Annotated in this window: 7 protein-coding genes and 8 pseudogenes; 6 read left to right on the top strand and 9 right to left on the bottom strand. The window is 64.9% G+C overall.

The genetic code is table 11. The features are described 5' to 3' along the window. Positions 1 to 7: 7 nt before the first annotated feature. A pseudogene (locus tag LIU39_RS20635) lies at positions 8 to 587 on the top strand (Uma2 family endonuclease). Positions 588 to 1,432: 845 nt separating this feature from the next. On the opposite strand, the pseudogene LIU39_RS20630 reads toward LIU39_RS20635, so the two are convergent. Beyond that, positions 1,433 to 2,364, bottom strand: a pseudogene (locus LIU39_RS20630) (ISAzo13 family transposase); the annotation flags it as partial. A 110-nt stretch (positions 2,365 to 2,474) separates the two neighbouring features. Here LIU39_RS20630 and LIU39_RS20625 point away from each other — a divergent pair. Then, positions 2,475 to 3,665 (top strand): IS701 family transposase, encoded by a 1,191-nt coding sequence (locus tag LIU39_RS20625; protein WP_227048314.1) that lies wholly within the window; start codon positions 2,475 to 2,477, stop codon positions 3,663 to 3,665. A gap of 205 nt (positions 3,666 to 3,870) precedes the next feature. Next, positions 3,871 to 4,684, top strand: a pseudogene (locus LIU39_RS20620) (IS5 family transposase). A 95-nt stretch (positions 4,685 to 4,779) separates the two neighbouring features. On the opposite strand, the gene LIU39_RS20615 reads toward LIU39_RS20620, so the two are convergent. From LIU39_RS20615 to LIU39_RS20600, 4 genes are read right to left on the bottom strand one after another with little or no spacing between them, the layout of a single operon-like run. Next, positions 4,780 to 5,511, bottom strand: a complete 732-nt coding sequence (locus LIU39_RS20615) for a hypothetical protein (protein WP_227048277.1) — start codon at positions 5,509 to 5,511, stop codon at positions 4,780 to 4,782. Next, a complete protein-coding gene (locus tag LIU39_RS20610; protein WP_227048276.1) occupies positions 5,508 to 6,191 on the bottom strand; it encodes a hypothetical protein in 684 nt (227 codons plus the stop codon). The genes LIU39_RS20615 and LIU39_RS20610 overlap by 4 nt, the downstream gene beginning before the upstream one ends. Before the next feature lie 8 nt (positions 6,192 to 6,199). Next, positions 6,200 to 7,441, bottom strand: coding sequence for a putative T7SS-secreted protein (locus tag LIU39_RS20605; protein WP_227048275.1), 1,242 nt, complete (start codon positions 7,439 to 7,441; stop codon positions 6,200 to 6,202). Between the two features lie 53 nt (positions 7,442 to 7,494). Continuing rightward, the gene (locus tag LIU39_RS20600) at positions 7,495 to 7,836 is read right to left on the bottom strand and encodes a DUF6317 family protein (protein WP_227048274.1); all 342 of its coding nucleotides are present in this window, start codon (positions 7,834 to 7,836) and stop codon (positions 7,495 to 7,497) included. Between the two features lie 533 nt (positions 7,837 to 8,369). Between LIU39_RS20600 and LIU39_RS20595 the strand changes: the two are divergent. Then, positions 8,370 to 9,294 (top strand): annotated as a pseudogene (locus LIU39_RS20595) (IS701 family transposase); the annotation flags it as partial. On the opposite strand, the pseudogene LIU39_RS20590 reads toward LIU39_RS20595, so the two are convergent. Next, a pseudogene (locus LIU39_RS20590) lies at positions 9,292 to 10,383 on the bottom strand (IS630 family transposase). The pseudogenes LIU39_RS20595 and LIU39_RS20590 overlap by 3 nt on opposite strands. A 90-nt stretch (positions 10,384 to 10,473) precedes the next feature. On the opposite strand from LIU39_RS20590, the pseudogene LIU39_RS20585 reads away from it, so the two are divergent. Then, a pseudogene (locus LIU39_RS20585) lies at positions 10,474 to 11,400 on the top strand (IS5 family transposase). Positions 11,401 to 11,415: 15 nt separating this feature from the next. Here the strand turns inward: LIU39_RS20585 and LIU39_RS20580 are convergent. Together LIU39_RS20580 and LIU39_RS20575 are read right to left on the bottom strand one after the other, a co-directional pair. Beyond that, positions 11,416 to 11,859, bottom strand: a complete 444-nt coding sequence (locus LIU39_RS20580; protein ID WP_264483065.1) for an NUDIX domain-containing protein — start codon at positions 11,857 to 11,859, stop codon at positions 11,416 to 11,418. 88 nt (positions 11,860 to 11,947) lie between these two features. Further along, a pseudogene (locus LIU39_RS20575) lies at positions 11,948 to 13,303 on the bottom strand (NsdA family TPR-like regulatory protein). A 224-nt stretch (positions 13,304 to 13,527) separates the two neighbouring features. Between LIU39_RS20575 and LIU39_RS20570 the strand changes: the two are divergent. Further along, a pseudogene (locus LIU39_RS20570) lies at positions 13,528 to 14,268 on the top strand (hypothetical protein); the annotation flags it as partial. Between the two features lie 307 nt (positions 14,269 to 14,575). Here LIU39_RS20570 and ychF read toward each other — a convergent pair. Next, a complete protein-coding gene (gene ychF / locus LIU39_RS20560; protein WP_227048272.1) occupies positions 14,576 to 15,664 on the bottom strand; it encodes a redox-regulated ATPase YchF in 1,089 nt (362 codons plus the stop codon). Positions 15,665 to 15,753 lie beyond the last annotated feature (89 nt).

Raw genomic sequence — 15,753 nt, 5'->3', positions numbered from 1 at the left:
TCGGCCCATGACCGCACTGCCCGACTGGATGCGCCCGCCCCGCGCGGAAGGCCGGTTCGCGGAGGATCTGGACCGCCTCCCCGAGGCACCACGCCACACCGAGCTGATCGACGGAGCACTCGTCGTCATACTGTCCCCGCAGCGGTCGTGGCACGCCGCCTCGTCACCGGTCTCACGGTGGCGCTCATGGCTCAGGCCCCCGACGGCATCGAAGTCGAGCGGGAGATGACCATCCGCCTCGACGCCCGCAACCGCCCGGAGCCGGACCTGCTTCTGACCACCGCCCCGTACGACGCGGACCGCACCTGGTTCGCTCCCGAAGACGTCCAGCTCGTCATCGAGGTCGTCTCGCCCGAGTCCGCCCACCGCGACCGGACCGTCAAGCTGCGCAAGTACGCCGAGGCCGGCATCCGCCACTACTGGTGCATCGAGGACGAGGACACGGTCCCCGTCGTACACACCTACGAGCTCGACGAGCCGACCGGCTCGTACGCCCCGGTGGGAATCTTCCGCCACGCACTCCAGCGCTCCCTGCCGTTCGAATCAGCCTCGACCTCGACAAGCTCGCACCGGGCCGGCCGGCCTGACAGCACAGCTCCACATCAGCACCAAGGTCAGCACGGGAACGCGGAAGGGGCCGAGCTCATCACCGCTCGGCCCCTTCCGATCTGCGCGTTTGACGAGTTACCTAGCGCGCAGTACGCAACTTGCTACACGTTGAACCGGAATGCCTGCGAGCTGATCCTGACCTGCGGCGGAGCCGCATGCAGGGCTCTGAACAGGTGTTTCTCTGTTGGCGTGCGTTGGGGGTCCTGACGGCCGCTTACGGGTGTCCTGCGGACTCCCTGCGGGGTCTAGATGGAGTGGAGAGGCCCGCCGCAGCCGCTTCGTCGCCACCCTCGGCCGAAAGCTCCCAGGGTGACGTAGGCAATCGGGCTTGAGGTATCGATGCCGTCTCTTCGCCTCGGGGCGAGGTGAGGTGGTTTCCGCGACCTTCTGCGTATCCAGAGCCCCGAACGGGGAAAGGGACCGCGCACTCACTCCGACATCGTGGTGAAGTCGACGCCGAGTTCCTGAGCGAATGCCTCAACCTCAGCAAGGGCTGGTCGGACTCCTTGCGGTGCTTGCGGTACGGGTCGGACGGGTCGAAAGCCTGCTTCTCGAAGTCGGCCAAATGCTCGGGCTTCATCGGGTTCTTCTTGAGGGTGAAGCGGCTGCCGGTGCGGAGGTCGTACGTCCACACATAGGTGGTGTGGGGCTGGGTCTTCGTCCGCGCGGTGTCCTGGGACTGCTTCGAAAAAGAGGACATGGGCCTTCACGCCACCGGCATAAAAGATGTTCTCCGGCAGCAGTCGCAGCATGGTGTGCAGGTTGTAGCCGGTGAGCAGTTCGCGGCGGACAAGATCGCCCACGCTGCCAGCGCTGCCCTCGTACAGACGGTGATCGTCAGGCCGGACCCGGCTGCGAACCGGGCGAACTCCGTCTTCCAAGCGCGGGTGCGATAGCAGTTGGAGCCGCCCGCGTCGGCGGTGATCAGAAGCCGGCCGGCCGTCGGGGAGCTGGTCCGTCCGGCTCCGTTCCACCAGCGGCGGATGGATTCGACGGCGAACGCGGCGGTGTCGTGGTCGGTGCCCACGTTGACCCAGCCGGTGTTCGCGGCGACGTCGTAGATGCCGTAGGGCACCGCCCTACCCAGCTCGCGGTCGGGGAAGTCGTGGGTGTCGACCCGCACCGGCTCGCCTCTCGGCTCCCATTCAGGCCGTTGTTTTTGAAGGGGCCGACCAGTTCCTTCTTCTTCGTGTCCACACTGATCACCGGAGCACCGCTGTCTTGGTGGTTGCGGGCCTGCTCGTTGAGGTAGCGGAACTGCGCGTCCCGGTCGGGGTGCTGCTTGCCTTCCAGGGGCTTGGCGTTGCTCTGCAGGCTGAAGCCCTCCTCGCGCAGGAGGTCGCCCACCGTATCCGCGGAGATCCTGTGGCCCTGCCGGGTCAGCTGCTCGGCAAGCTTGCGGGTGGATTTGGTAGTCCAGCGCAGCGGCGACGTGGGATCTCCGCGGACGTCGGGCTCGACCAGCGTGAGGAGTGCTTCTCGAACGGCCGGGTTCAGGTCGACGACGCGTCTACGGCCACCTCCAAGCCGACGAATACGTCCCAACGGCGCCTGTTCGGAGTTGAGTTCACGCATTCCGGCAGACACAGTGCCTTCACGGACACCGGCGGCACGGGCGACTGCTCTGATCCCGCCATGGCCGAGGGACTGGGCCTCCGCCCCTATCAACAGACGACGCTGCCGCTCGTCGAGGTGCGGCAGAATCGCCCTGAACTTGGCTGCCAGCACGGCCCGTTGCCCTTCCAACCCACTCATGCCAGACCAACGAACCACCGAGCGGAAAGCCACGAGTTAGTGATCTACACGCCCTAGTGCTGCAACGGTGTTTGTCGTGACTGGTGGCCGGCTTCGTCGTTGGTCTGGCTATGGGTGGGGACCTTGCTGATGTCAGGCTGTGGGCCGGGGAACTGCGTGCGGTGCACGAGCGGTTCGTGCACCGGTTCAGCCGGCAGGAGCCGCGGGATTCGGCGCTCGCTTATATGCGAGGACTGATTGCTCCGCTGGAGCGGAAGAACGGCTGGACGCTCGCGGAAGAAGCCGGGCACGCAGGCCCTGACCGCATGCACCGGTTGCTGAACCGGATCGGGTGGGAGGCGCAGGAGGTCCTGGACGACGTGCGCGGCTACGTCGTGGAACATCTCGGAGACCAGGACGCTGTCCTGATCGTGGATGACACCGGGTTCCTCAAGAAGGGGATCCGTTCGGCCGGGGTGCAACGGCAGTACTCCGGCACCGCCGGACGCACCGAGAACAGTCAGATTGGCGTCTTCCTCGCCTACGCCACCGCCCGCGGACGCACGCTGATCGACCGCCGCTTGTATCTGCCCATGTCCTGGACCGACGACCGGGAAAGGTGCCGGCAGGCCGGCGTCGACGACAGTGTCGCCTTCGAGACGAAGGTGGCCATGGCCAAGGCGATGGTCCGCCGGGCGATCAACGACAAGATCCCGTTCGGATGGGTGACGGCGGACGCCGGCTACGGCTACGGCTACAGCAAGGGCTGGCGCTCTGAGCTGGAACAGGCCGATGTCTTCCACGTCATGGCCACCACCCGGCACGACACCGTCGTCACCCGCTGGGCCATGGACCATCCCGTTCACGAGCTGTTCCCCGGCCTGCCACGGCAGAAGTGGAAACGCCGTTCGTGCGGTGCGGGTGCACATGGCCCGCGGGTCTATGACTGGGCTCGCGTCGAGGTTCGGCCCTGGCATCGCGAAGACCGCCGGCACTGGGTTATCGCCCGCCGCAGTGTCAGCCGACCCGAGGAGATTTCCTACTACATCGCCTATTGTCCCGCCGGGACCACGCTGGACCAGCTGATCTCAACAGCAGGTAGCCGGTGGGCTGTTGAAGAGTGCTTCCAGACCGCGAAGCAGGAGTGCGGCCTGGACGACTACCAAGTCCGCCGCTATCCCGGCTGGCACCGCCACATGACGCTGTCCATGGCTGTCCATGCCTGCCTGACCGTCCTGCGGGCCCGCGAACTCGATGCGGAGAAAGCAGAAACGGATCCTCCCAACTCATCCACCTCAGCCTCGCCGAGATCAGACGCCTGATCAACCGCCTCACCCATCGACAGCCCCCGCCTGTCGATCACATCCTGCACTGGTCGACATGGCGACGCAGACGACAACACCAAGCCCGCGCCAGTCACCACAAACGACGCGGGCACAGCCCATAACACCTGCCCACCAGTCAGAACAAACACCGTTGCAGTACTAAGACGGTGTCCTACATGGTGAGTTGGGGTAGCCCGCTTCTATGGGGAGCGGGCGGTGGGACTGGATTGTGCCAGTTGGGTTGTGGGAGATCGCGGAGCCTTTGCTGCCCGCGGTGCAGGTACGGCCGCAGGGCGGCGGGGTGGCGAACATCGATGACGAGGCGGTCTTCGCCGCGATCATCTACGTGCTGGTGTCCGGGTGCGCCTGGCGGGCTCTGCCACCGTGCTTCGGAGCGTCGAAGTCAACCGTGCACCGACAGTTCGTCATCTGGTCGCGGGCAGGTGTCTGGGGCCGGCTGCATCAGAAGGCGCTGCAACTCCTCGACGAGCAGGGCCTGGTAGATCTGTCCCGGGCCGTGCTCGACTCTGCCCACGTGCGCGCTAAAAAAGGGGCGAACTTGCAGGTCCGAGCCCCGTGGACCGGGGTAAGCCCCCTTCCAAGATGCACGTCCTGTCCGACGCGGACGGACTGCCCCTACGCGTCGGACTCTCCGCGGCCAACACCCACGACAGCCTCGCACTGAAGCCGATGCTGTCCCATTCCACATGGGACACGAATCCCACGCAGCTGATTCCAAACCTCAGCGACTCCACGCCGACAAGGCGTACGACGTCCCTCACCTGCGACGATGGTTATGGGGCAAACGCATCGGCGTACGCATCGCCCGCAAAGGCATCGAAACCAGCGAGCGCCTCGGGCGCCGAAGGTGGGTGATCGAGCGGACCATGTCCTGGCTGACCGGCTACCGCCGACTCAACCACCGCTACGAACGTCACCCCACCAACTACCTGGCCTTCCTCGGCCTCGCCGCCGCACTCTGCTGCTACAAGCGGCTCCTCAAACTCACCATGTAGGACACCGTCTAAGGGGACATAGCCCAGCGGAGCTTTCCGTTCGCTCCTCTTATAGCAATCGCATGATTCTGCGGCTTGCATGAGGGATGGTCTCATCATCCGAAAATGGACCGGGCTTCCGGCTTACCTTGCGTCGCTTGGGAATGAACCTCTGCGTCTTGACTGTATTTCTGATCCGGAGGAAGCGTGGGAGAAACTCCCGACCCTTCCCCTGGTCCATCAGGGAGGAATCGCAGCGTACGCAAGAAATTGGTGACGATCTCGCTGTATTCGGGCCAGTGGTCGACGCTTGGCGTACTGAAGGTGACAGTGACCAGGGCCTGCTCCCCTGGCACATCCTTCCGGGATACCGGAATGAATGTTTGAATCTGCGCGACATCTATGGGTATATCCTGCCCTCCAGGGGTGAGCGCGCCGGGGATCTGGAGAGCCGGAGTCTGCTGGATTACCAGGACTGCCTGACCGCACGGTAGTTCCAGCGTGCTGATCTCTGCGAACTGTGCACGCTCCTGGGACATGATGCTGCGGATTCCCTCGACAGCAACGGATTCATCCGTGTACGTGAGCGGGCTGAGCCCTACGGTCAAGGTTCCAGTTGACCACTCGTCCACAAACTGACCGAAGCAGGATGCGGCGTACACCACCCCTTCAGCCTGAAGCATCTCGGCTGTTCTCACGTATGCCGTTGCTATTTCTTCCAGCTGCTCCGGGGTGCGCTCGGCCCCTCTTTCCAGCGCCCTTGATGCGGCTTCATGTCGCACTTCTTCGTAACTCAGTCCAACCTTAATCTCTTCGAATGCGGATGAAATTTCAAAACTCAGATTCACTGTGCTTGATTTCCTGGTGTCGGAGGGGTGGCTCCATGCGTGGCGTCCTTGGCGTTAGGGGCGCGACGCGCAAGCGAATGATTGATGGCGAAAGAGATGAGTGCGCCGGCAGAAAGTGCGATGGTGATGGAGCCCGGCGCGGTGAATGAAGAACCCGAGAAAATGTCGATGACTGTCGTCAGACTTGTCCCCGTCGCGAGAAGCGACAAGATCGTCCCGGTTCTACGCCAAGTCCAGGTGCCAGGTGCTTTATTGAGCTGGTGGCGGACGGTGGGGATTTCTGCGCCCGGGCGCATGATGGGCTGGTTTTGCTGGAACGGCGCCTCCCCATACGGCTGGTACGGGTATGCAGGGGGGAAATTATTCTCCAAGGGCGGCGGAGGATGGGGAAACTGTGCCCGCCGCATCCTCATGTAGAGGCCAGTCCTGTTGTACGTTTCCCATTTCCAGAATTCATAGCCGTACTGCCGTGCCAGCAACACTGTTTCCTCGCGAGACAGGCCGGTTCCGGCGGCACGTACGACGACTTCCAGGCGTCCGTCGAAGGACTGAATGATCTCTGCCTTACGGCGTTCGCGTGCTGCTGACGAGCCAATGTGATCGTGATACAGGTACAGTGGAGCGCAGATGATGAAGGCCAGCAAAAGGGCCACGGCTACGATAATGGAGAAGTCCTGCAACGTTACTCCTAGCCATTCGCCTGGTGTGCTGCTCTATCTTTTTCGCTGCCGGACTCCCAGGCGTGACTGAAGGCTATGCCCAAGGCCGTCACCGGACCGAGAGGTCCACCGAGCAGGAGCGTCCCACCCATGGCCGCCCCCTCTGCTTTGTTTTGCGGCAGGAACTGCTTGAGTGGTGACTGGTCATTGTGCCAGTCTTCGATAGCCATAGCGCCTCCGCCGACCCCGATCATCGTGCCAAGCTTATTCACCATCTTGCCGATGGACTCTGCCTCGCCAATTTGTTTTGCGACTTTTCCCACCCCGAAGGAGACCAGTCCAAGGCCGTCCTCGGTGAGGGTTCGATCGCTGACTTCGGCGCCACCTTCTTTAGCCACAAGGTGCAGTCCGAGGGCCAGCCCCGAGGTGACGGCCGATATGCCCCCCATGGCTATGCCGGCGGGAGGGAATGCTTCATCAAGTACCACACCCACCAGCCCCGTCACCGTACTGATGGTGGCGAATGTGTCTCCGATCGCCGCGATGGCATTGGCGTGGTCCTTCACCCACTGAGTTACTGTGTGGAAGAAAAGCTCCTGCCCCTTGACCAGTTGGTCCAGGCCATGCTTCAGTTCGTCAAAAAGCCCTGGTCCCTCGGGGGCTTGTTCGGCAGCCGCCTTGAGGAGCGAGGCGATTTTGCCGGCAAGTTCCTCGTGCTGGTTTCGGATATTGTTGGCTGAGGAGAGGATTCCTTCCAGCTCATCCTGTGCCGCACCGAGTTCGTTGATGGCTGCGTTATAGCGCCTTTTGGCATCCTCGGCCTCGGCGTCGGTCATCCCGATTCCGCCGAAGCGAAAAACCTTCAGGTCTTCGTTCTGCTCTGCTCGCTCGGCGCGCTTACGGGCGGTTTTGGCGTCGGCTTCGTACGACTGCGTCTTGGACTGCATCGAGCCCAGCTGGCTCTGCCATTTCTCCAGAACGTCGTGTGCCAGCTTGAAGCTCTTGCCGGCCTCGTCCAGAAGTTTAGGGAGTGCCTGGGTCTTGGCTCGGAACGCTTCCGCAGCAGTGCCGCTCCATTCGTGACCGCCGACGTTGTTCAGCGTTTCTGAGGCGCTTGTGATGTTCTTCCATGCGCGGTTGAGATCCTCAACGAGATCATTGACCGCCTGCGGCACTCCGGGCGCCGGATTGAACTGCAATCCGGGGAAGCTGCCATTGTTCTCGTACGGATCGCCGCCGCCGTATCCCCACAGTTGCTCGCTGAGCGACAACTCGCCCCCCTGTAATTTCTTTTGAAATCTGAGTACTTGCGTCTGCCGCAGGCTCAGCCGAACGGGCCGGTTCCTGCGCTGCTTCCGCCGTGCTGCCGGTTTCCCTTGTCAAGCGCCTGCTGGATAGCGCTATCCGTCTCATTGTATGCCCGGGCCGTGGTCTGTAGGCCCTTTTTGATGGCATCCGTCAGCTGGGTGATCTGATCGATTCCGTATTCCCAGGAGCTCTTGAATTCGGCTCCGGCCTTGTCGATGTCAGCGCTGCCGAGATCTCCCGTGCTCGCACTCCGGAGATCGCTGCTCGCGTGCTTCATCGACTCCGTGCAGTGTTCCAAGCGCGCTGCCAAGGAACCCAACTCTTGAACATCGACCTTGAATTGCCGTGAGTTGGACATGGCTTGCCGCCCCCTGATACAAGGTTACCTTCTTTTCGGCCCGCGAGTGTAACATGCGCACAATTCCTCCTGTTAAGAAGTTCTGCTGGAGGTGAGGTGAAGTAGCGAGAAGGGGGGTTCCAGTCATGGTGCGTAGCTCATCGGGGATTAACAGGTACCTAGTGTGGCGGCACTTGGGCTGCAGCCGAATGGTTGCTCAGGTATGCCGTTCCGTTGCAGCAGCTGGTGTCTGGAGGCCCGCGGGGCTCGTCGCCCCTCTTCTCGCCCAATAGCGAGGTCGCGCATGAACCTTGCGGCGCTCGGCGCAAGTGGCAGAACCGTCGCCGTTCTCATGTCGGCTATGTCTGCCGGTATCGGGCGCCATGACTGGAGCAGGTGCTGATTTCGGCGCGGCGCTCGATAGGCGTGGAGCGCTCTACGATTGTCTGAAAGTAATACGCAACGAGGCGGAATCGGGCTCTGCCGCTTAACACTGCAACGACACTTCGTGGCGTTTTGGCTGTCACGTCGTTGATTGTCGCGTGGGTGAAGAGATAACTGACGGCTGGCCAGGTGCGTTCGACGACTTCGTGGCGAGGTTCGCGGACCGGTTCGGCCGGGTGGAGCCTCGGCGACGGATGGTGTCCTACCTGCGGGGACTGCCCAGTGAGACGGAGCGGAAGAACGGCTGGACCCTGGCGGAGGCTGCCGGGGACGACGGCCCTCAGGGCATGCAGCGTCTGCTGAACCACTGCTTATGGGACGTGGACGCCATGCGTGATGACGTCCGCGACGCAGTGGTGGAACACCCCGGGGATCCCGAGCGGGGAATCCTTATTCCCGATGAGACGGGATTCCTCAAAAAGGGGGTCTGGTCGGCGGGCGTGGCCCGGCAGTATTCAGGAACGGCCGGGCGGATCGAGAATTCTCAGGTAGGCGTCTTCCTGGCGTATGGATCAGGGAAGGGTCGGGCGCTGATCGACCGCGAGCTGTATCTTCCGAAGGAACGGACATCGAACCGTGACCGCTGCCGGGCGGCCGGCATCGGTGATGACGTCGAGTTCACCACGAAACCCGACCTGGGCTTGCGCATGCTGAAGCGTGCCGTGGAGTCCGGAATACCGTTCGGGTGGGTCACCGCCGATGAAGCCTATGGGCAGACAAGCCGGATTCGTGTCTGGCTGGAAGTACATGACATCCCTCATGTACTTGCTGTGCCGAAATCGCAGATGGTCATGACCATGGAGTTCTTCGGCCAGGCCCGCGCGCACAAGCTGATCGGCGAGCTCCCCGACGATGCATGGACGCGCCTGAGCTGCGGCGACGGCGCTCACGGCCCACGCGAATACGACTGGGCCGCAACAGCGATCCGGCCCTGGCGGCGCGAGGGCTGGAACCACTGGCTGATGGCGCGACGCCCTCACCGACCCTACGGATATCGCCTACTACATATGCTTCTGCCCGGCCGGGACTCCACTAGTGACCTGAGTCAGAGATTCGGTGGTAGTAGGCGGCGACTTTGTCGAGGGTTTCGTCGGCGGTTTTGGTCCAGGTGAAGGGGCTTGGCTGTTCGTTCCAGTCGGCGAGCCATGCTCTGATGTCGCGTTCGAGGGCCTGGACGGAGCGGTGGACGCCGCGCTTGAGCTTTTTCTGTGTGAGTTCGGCGAACCACCGCTCGACCAGGTTCAGTCAGGATGCGCTCGTGGAGGTGAAGTGCAGGTGGAACCGTGGGTGTGCCAGCAGCCACTTCTTCACGTCGGGCGTCTTGTGGGTCGCGTAGTTGTCGAGGATCAGGTGCACGTCGAGGCCGGCCGGGACTTCCTTGTGGAGCTTGGCCAGGAACTTCTTGAACTCGATGGCCCGGTGCCGTCGGTGCAGGGATCCGATGACCTTTCCGGTCGCCACTTCCAGGGCGGCGAACAAGGTGGTGGTGCCGGCCCGGACGTAGTCGTGGCTGCGGCGTTCGGGAATGCCGGGCATCATCGGCAGCACCGGCTGGGACCGGTCCAGTGCCTGGATCCGCGACTTCTCGTCCACACACAGCACCAGGGCTTTCTCCGGCGGGTCGAGGTAGAGGCCGACGACGTCGCGGACCTTGTCGATGAACAGCGGATCCGTGGACAGCGGAGACGTCTGCGTGCGGTGCGGGGCCGGAGCGAACGCCCGCCAGATCCGCGAGATCGCCGACTGCGACATTCCCGTGGCCGCGGCCATCGACCTCGTCGACCAGTGGGTTGCGCCGGCCGGTGTCTCTTCCAGTGTCTTGACGATCACACGCCCGACATCGGCATCGGTGATCTTCCGCGGGACACCGGGCCGCGGCTCGTCACACAAGCCGTCCAGCCCGCGGTCGAGGAAGCGCCGCCGCCAGGTGCGGACCGTGTCCGGGGCACCCCCCAGCCGACGCGACACTTCCATGATCGAGCGCCCGTCGACGCACTCCAGCACGATCCGCGACCGCTGAGCCAGGGCCTGGGCCGTCGTGCGACGACGCCCCCAGCCCTCCAGCACAGCCCGTTGGACACCAGCCAACGACAACGGCGGAATCTTCGGACCCGGACAACTCACACCCAACCAACGACGAATCTCCGACTCAGGTCACTAGGATTTGTCCGGCTGATCATGTGACTACTGCGTGCCCAGGTCGTTGATGTGGACATGGGGCGGGGTGATCTGGGTGATGTCGAGTGGGAACGGCTGCGGCCGTTCCTGCCGGTGAGCAACGGGCGTTGTGGTCGGTGGCGGGATCACCGGCAGGTGATCGACGGGATTTTGCACCGGGTGCGGACCGGCGTGCAGTGGCGTGACCTTCCTGAACGGTTCGGGCCGTGGAAGACGGTCTATGAACGGCACCGGCTGTGGTCGGCTGACGGGACTTGGGAGCGTCTGCTCCAGCAGGTCCAGGCCGCGGCGGATGCGGTGGGGAGATCGACTGGGATGTCTCGATCGACTCCACCATCGTGCGCGCGCACCAGCATGCGGCGGGTGCCCGCACCGACCTGCCGCCGGCCCCGCGTCAAAGGGGCCGAAGGACGGAACATCAGGATGAATCGCCGTGGCAGAGCCTGCACGCCCGGCTGGTGGAAGTGGTGCGGGAGGTGAGGGCCTGGGCCGCTTGCGCGGCGGGTTCACCACCAAACTCCACCTGAGTGCGGACGGCCGCTGCCGCCCGCTGTCCCTGGTCGTCACACCAGGACAGCGGGCGGACTGCACTCAGTTGAAGCCGGTCCTGGACAAGATCCGCGTCCCGAAACCCGGGCCGGGCAGGCCTCGCAGGAAACCTGACTGCGTCGCGGCGGACAAGGCCTACAGCACAGGCCATGCCGCGACTATCTGCGGCGTCGGGGCATCCGACACACGATCCCGGAGAAGACCGACAGCCGCGCCGCCCGCCTGCGCAAAGGGGCACGCGGCGGACGGCCGCCCGGCTTCGACGAAGAGCGGTACAAGAAACGCAACACCGTCAAGCGGGCCATCAACCGGCTCAAACAGCACCGGGCCGTGGCCACCCGCTACGACAAGCGCCGCTACATCTACGTCGGCACCGCCACCGCCGCAGCCCTCACCATCTGGCTCCGCGCATGATCCGCCGGACAAGTCCTAGTTCCAGCCATCCAGTGATACCCAAGAAGTTCCCATCAGATACTGGTGCAGAGCACTGGCGGTGGTGTCAACGAAGAATTCGGGGATGGCATCGGCGTCGACCCAGCAGACTTGGGAATGCTTGCGAGGTTCGCGGTTCTCGGATTCGCCGGTCCATTCATGAGCGGCGAAGACAACAGTGAGAAAGCCGTTGGGGGCCGCCACGCCCCAGGCGCCATGGATGATGTGGGCAACCTTGCGGGACTCGGGCTTCACGGTGAGGCCGGTGTCTTCGTAAAGCTCGCGGACGGCGGTTTCCGTGATCGGCTCGCCGGGCTCGCTCTTCCCGACGGGCAGGTCCCACATGCCCTGGGCAAACTTGGCGTTTTCGCTGCGCTGGAGAAGGACGACGCGATTGGTGGCCTTGTCGTGGACGATGACCGCGGCGACCAGCAGGGTCATCGATTCGAGTGCCGGCTTGAGGGCCTTCGACTGGGCGTCGGTCGGCCGGGGCACGGGGATTCCCTTCGTCGGGCGGGTGTCGGGCACGTTAGGCCAGGGCTTCGCGGGCGCGGCGGGCGAGTTCTGCGGCGCCCGGCACTTTGCGTCGCTGGTAGACCGCGAGGGTGGAGCGGATCGAGGTGATCGCCTTGCGCGTGCGGTCGGAGGTCATGCCCTCCATGAGGGTCAGGGTCTGGGTCCAGGCGGCGACGGCTTCGTCGGCACGGGCCTGGGCGGCGAGGCTGTCGCCGAGGTCGGCCTGGGTGAGGGCGTGGACGCGCTTGAACTTCTCGGGATCCCAACGGACGAGCGCGTCCCGGTGCTGCTGCTCGGTGCCGACGTGATCGGCGAGGGCGGTGAGCGTACGAGCCGTATGGCTGGTGACGGTCCCGGCGGCCGGCCCGCTGACGAGGGAGAAGCTGGGCTGAGAGCCGTCGTCGCGGAGCAGGGCGTCCTCGGCGGAGAGCAGGGCACGGGCCGCTGCGGGCTTCTCATCGATCGTGGCGAAGGCGCGGCGCGTGGGTGATGTGAAGCAGCGCCTCGGTCTGGCCGTCCACGTGACCAAGACCGCGGGTGAGGGCGCCTTCGACGAGGTCGACGCAGTGGTGGGGCTGTTTGAGGCTCAGGGCCTGGTAGGCGAGGGCGCGCATCATCCAGGCGGCGTGGCCGTGGGGGTCGGCTTCGCAGGCGAGTTGGTAGCCGACCTGGTAGTAGCGCTGGGCGGCACCTTCCTGGCCGAGGTCATGGTGCTTCCACCCTGCGAGATAGGCGAGTTCGGCGACCGCGCCGAAAGCGGCCCGACGTAAAGCTCGCTGGGGAATCGCCCCCGGAGTATGGGGGCGGCGGTGTCGGCGAGGTACGCGGTGACGGTGGTCAGGCCGTGTCCGCCGCCGAGGCGCTCGTCGGCTGCGCTGAAGGCCGCGGTGATCTGGCGTACGACGTCCACATCCTCCACCCCGACCACGGACACACCGGTGCGGGCACGGAGCATACGGGCGGTGGCTTCGTGGTCGTAGCCGAGCGGCATGGTGACGCCGGCGGTGGTGAAGGCCGCGATGGCGAGGAAGCGGCGGCGTTCGACGTCGGCTCGGCCCAGGTCGGTGGCGGCGAGGACGGGGTCGGATTCCGCCGCCTCTTCGGTGTCACTGGCAGGGAAGCCGATCTCGGTCCAGGTGACCGTGCGTCCTGCTCTGCGGGAGAGGGCCTCGGCCAGGTACTGACCGACCCGGCCCGATGGAGTGCGGGCACCGTTCACCCAGTGCGAGATGGCCGACTTGTTGGTCTGGAGGATCTCTCCGTTCTCGGCGGCGATGCGGCGCACGTCTCTGGCCAGGGCCTCGTAGGTGCAGTCGGCCGCGTCGATGACGGCGCGCAGACGCGAGTTGGGGTCTCTCCCCGCCGCCACGATCACCTCCGCTCCGGAGCTGTAAACCGCGTATACCGCTTCAACTGTCTTCCACCGTACCGACTGAGCGTGACCACCAGTTCACTTATCAGCAGCCGCCCGGAACGACGCGACCGTCATCCAGGCTCCCCCCTTGGTCCGGGCGGCTCCTCGAAGTTCCGTACGTACACACCAGGTTCGGGCATTCCTGTGCCCGACCCCGGCCGATCAGAGACGGAGACACGGTGACCACCATCGACACCTCGGCCATCACGGTCGAGCTGCCCGAGGCGTTCGACCCGCACTGGAGCCGCCTGCCCGGTATCCAGGTCGACCGCCGGCGCATCACCATCGACCCGGCCGAGTACTTCTTCCGCTTCGAGGCCCACAGCTGGCTCGTCGCCGACTGGGAGCTGATCAAGGCTCAGCTCCTGGACGTGGATGAGACGGCAGAGAGCACGGTCGAGCAACTCGCGCTCGACTTCATCAAGCAGCACAGCGAGTCCACCGCAGATGCCGCCCGGGTACTGGCCACCGCGTATGAGGTGTACGCGTACCTGTTCCGCGACGAGCACCTCGCGGGCCTCGGACTCCCGCAGATCACCGCCGACCACCTGCGGATGCTCCGTGAGGCCGCCACGCTCATGGCGCTCAACAAGGTCGAACTGGACGGGCACATCTCCAACGTCGGCCCGTGCTGGTTCTTCCCCGCCGCCACCTCCGTCGTCTTCGACCTGGACGACGAGAGGGGCGGGATGCTCGACGAGGTCTACTACGGCGGCTGGTTCAACGAGCACCGCCGGATCGAGTCCATCAAGGCCCACGCCGCCCTCGGCGGCCGGCTCGTCCACGGCTGCCAGTCCGTGCCGGACCAGTCCGGCGGCGTGGTCGCACCGTACGGCGCCTCGATGGCCAACTTCCGCGCCGACCTGGCCGCCTTCAAGGCGGGCTGGATCGAGCAGGTCTACGCCCACCGCGTGGCACCACTACGCCAGCCTGCTGATCAAGCACGGCGAGTCCGTGAAGACGGTCTCCGAGCACCTCGGCCACACCAACGCGGCCATGACGCTGAACATCTACACCCACCTGTGGCCCGACTCCGAGGAGCGGACCCGGGCCGCCGTCGACAAGGCGTACGCGGACCGGTCCGCCGATGCCCGACCGCAGGTCGACGAAGCGACGTAACCGCTCCGCCGCGTGCCGGGCTCATCCAGCACGCTGCGGACTCTGTGCGGACCGCAAAGGCCGCCCAACCTGCTCCGCCGCAGGTCAGACGGCCTTTCGCCGGACGTCTTAGACGTTGAACCGGAACTCCACCACATCCCCGTCCTGCATCACATAGTCCTTGCCCTCCATGCGGGCCTTGCCAGCCGAGCGGGCGTCGGCGACCGAGCCGGCTTCGACGAGGTCGGCGAAGGAGATGACCTCGGCCTTGATGAAGCCCTTTTGGAAGTCGGTGTGGATGACGCCGGCGGCCTCGGGGGCGGTGGCGCCCTTCTTGATGGTCCAGGCGCGGGTTTCCTTGGGGCCGGCCGTCAGGTACGTCTGGAGGCCGAGGGTGTTGAAGCCGACGTGGGCGAGGGTGGCGAGGCCGGGCTCTTCCTGGCCGACGGACTGGAGGAGTTCGAGGGCCTCCTCGTCGTCCAGCTCGGCGAGGTCGGCCTCCAGCTTGGCGTTGAGGAAGATGGCCTCGGCGGGGGCGACCAGGGCGCGCTGCTCGTTCTTGAAGTCGTCGTCGGTCAGCTCGTCCTCGTCGACGTTGAAGACGTAGAGGAACGGCTTGGTGGTGAGGAGGTGCAGGTCACGCAGCAGCTCACCCTTCTCTGACTCCTTGGTGATGCCGGCGGAGAAGAGGGTGCGGCCGTCCTCCAGGATCGCCTTGACCTCTTCGACGGCCTTGACCTGGACGGCCTTGTCCTTCTGGATCCGGGACTCCTTGACCAGACGCGGCAGCACCTTCTCGACGGTCTGGAGGTCGGCGAGGATCAGCTCGGTGTTGATGGTCTCGATGTCGTCCTTGGGCGAGACCTTGCCGTCGACGTGGACGACGTTCTCGTCCTTGAAGGCGCGGATGACCTGGCAGATCGCGTCGGACTCGCGGATGTTCGCGAGGAACTTGTTGCCCAGGCCCTCTCCCTCGGACGCGCCGCGGACGATGCCCGCGATGTCGACGAAGTCGACGGTGGCGGGGAGGATCTTCTGCGAGCCGAAGATCCCGGCGAGGGTGGCCAGACGGGTGTCGGGGACGCCGACGACGCCGACGTTCGGCTCGATGGTGGCGAACGGGTAGTTGGCCGCCAGCACGTCGTTCTTGGTCAGGGCGTTGAACAGGGTCGACTTGCCGACATTCGGCAGACCGACGATTCCGATCGTGAGCGACACGGTGGCGACTTCCCGGAGCGAGGCGGTGGAGGGCTGACACGGCTCCCGTGGGGGCCGATCCACCAGTCTACGGGGCGGGCGCGGCACTC

The sequence above is a fragment of the Streptomyces pinistramenti genome, from assembly GCF_020564935.1.
Taxonomy (GTDB): domain Bacteria; phylum Actinomycetota; class Actinomycetes; order Streptomycetales; family Streptomycetaceae; genus Streptomyces; species Streptomyces pinistramenti.
Note: the sequence above shows the minus strand (reverse complement) of the source record. Positions and strands in the feature narration are given on the sequence as shown.

Coding starts and splice junctions, on each gene's coding strand:
- LIU39_RS20625 (WP_227048314.1), top strand. CDS start 2,475: ATGGGTGGGGACCTTGCTGATGTCAGGCTGTGGGCCGGGGAACTGCGT.
- LIU39_RS20600 (WP_227048274.1), bottom strand. CDS start 7,836: ATGTCCAACTCACGGCAATTCAAGGTCGATGTTCAAGAGTTGGGTTCC.
- LIU39_RS20580 (WP_264483065.1), bottom strand. CDS start 11,859: ATGACCCTGCTGGTCGCCGCGGTCATCGTCCACGACAAGGCCACCAAT.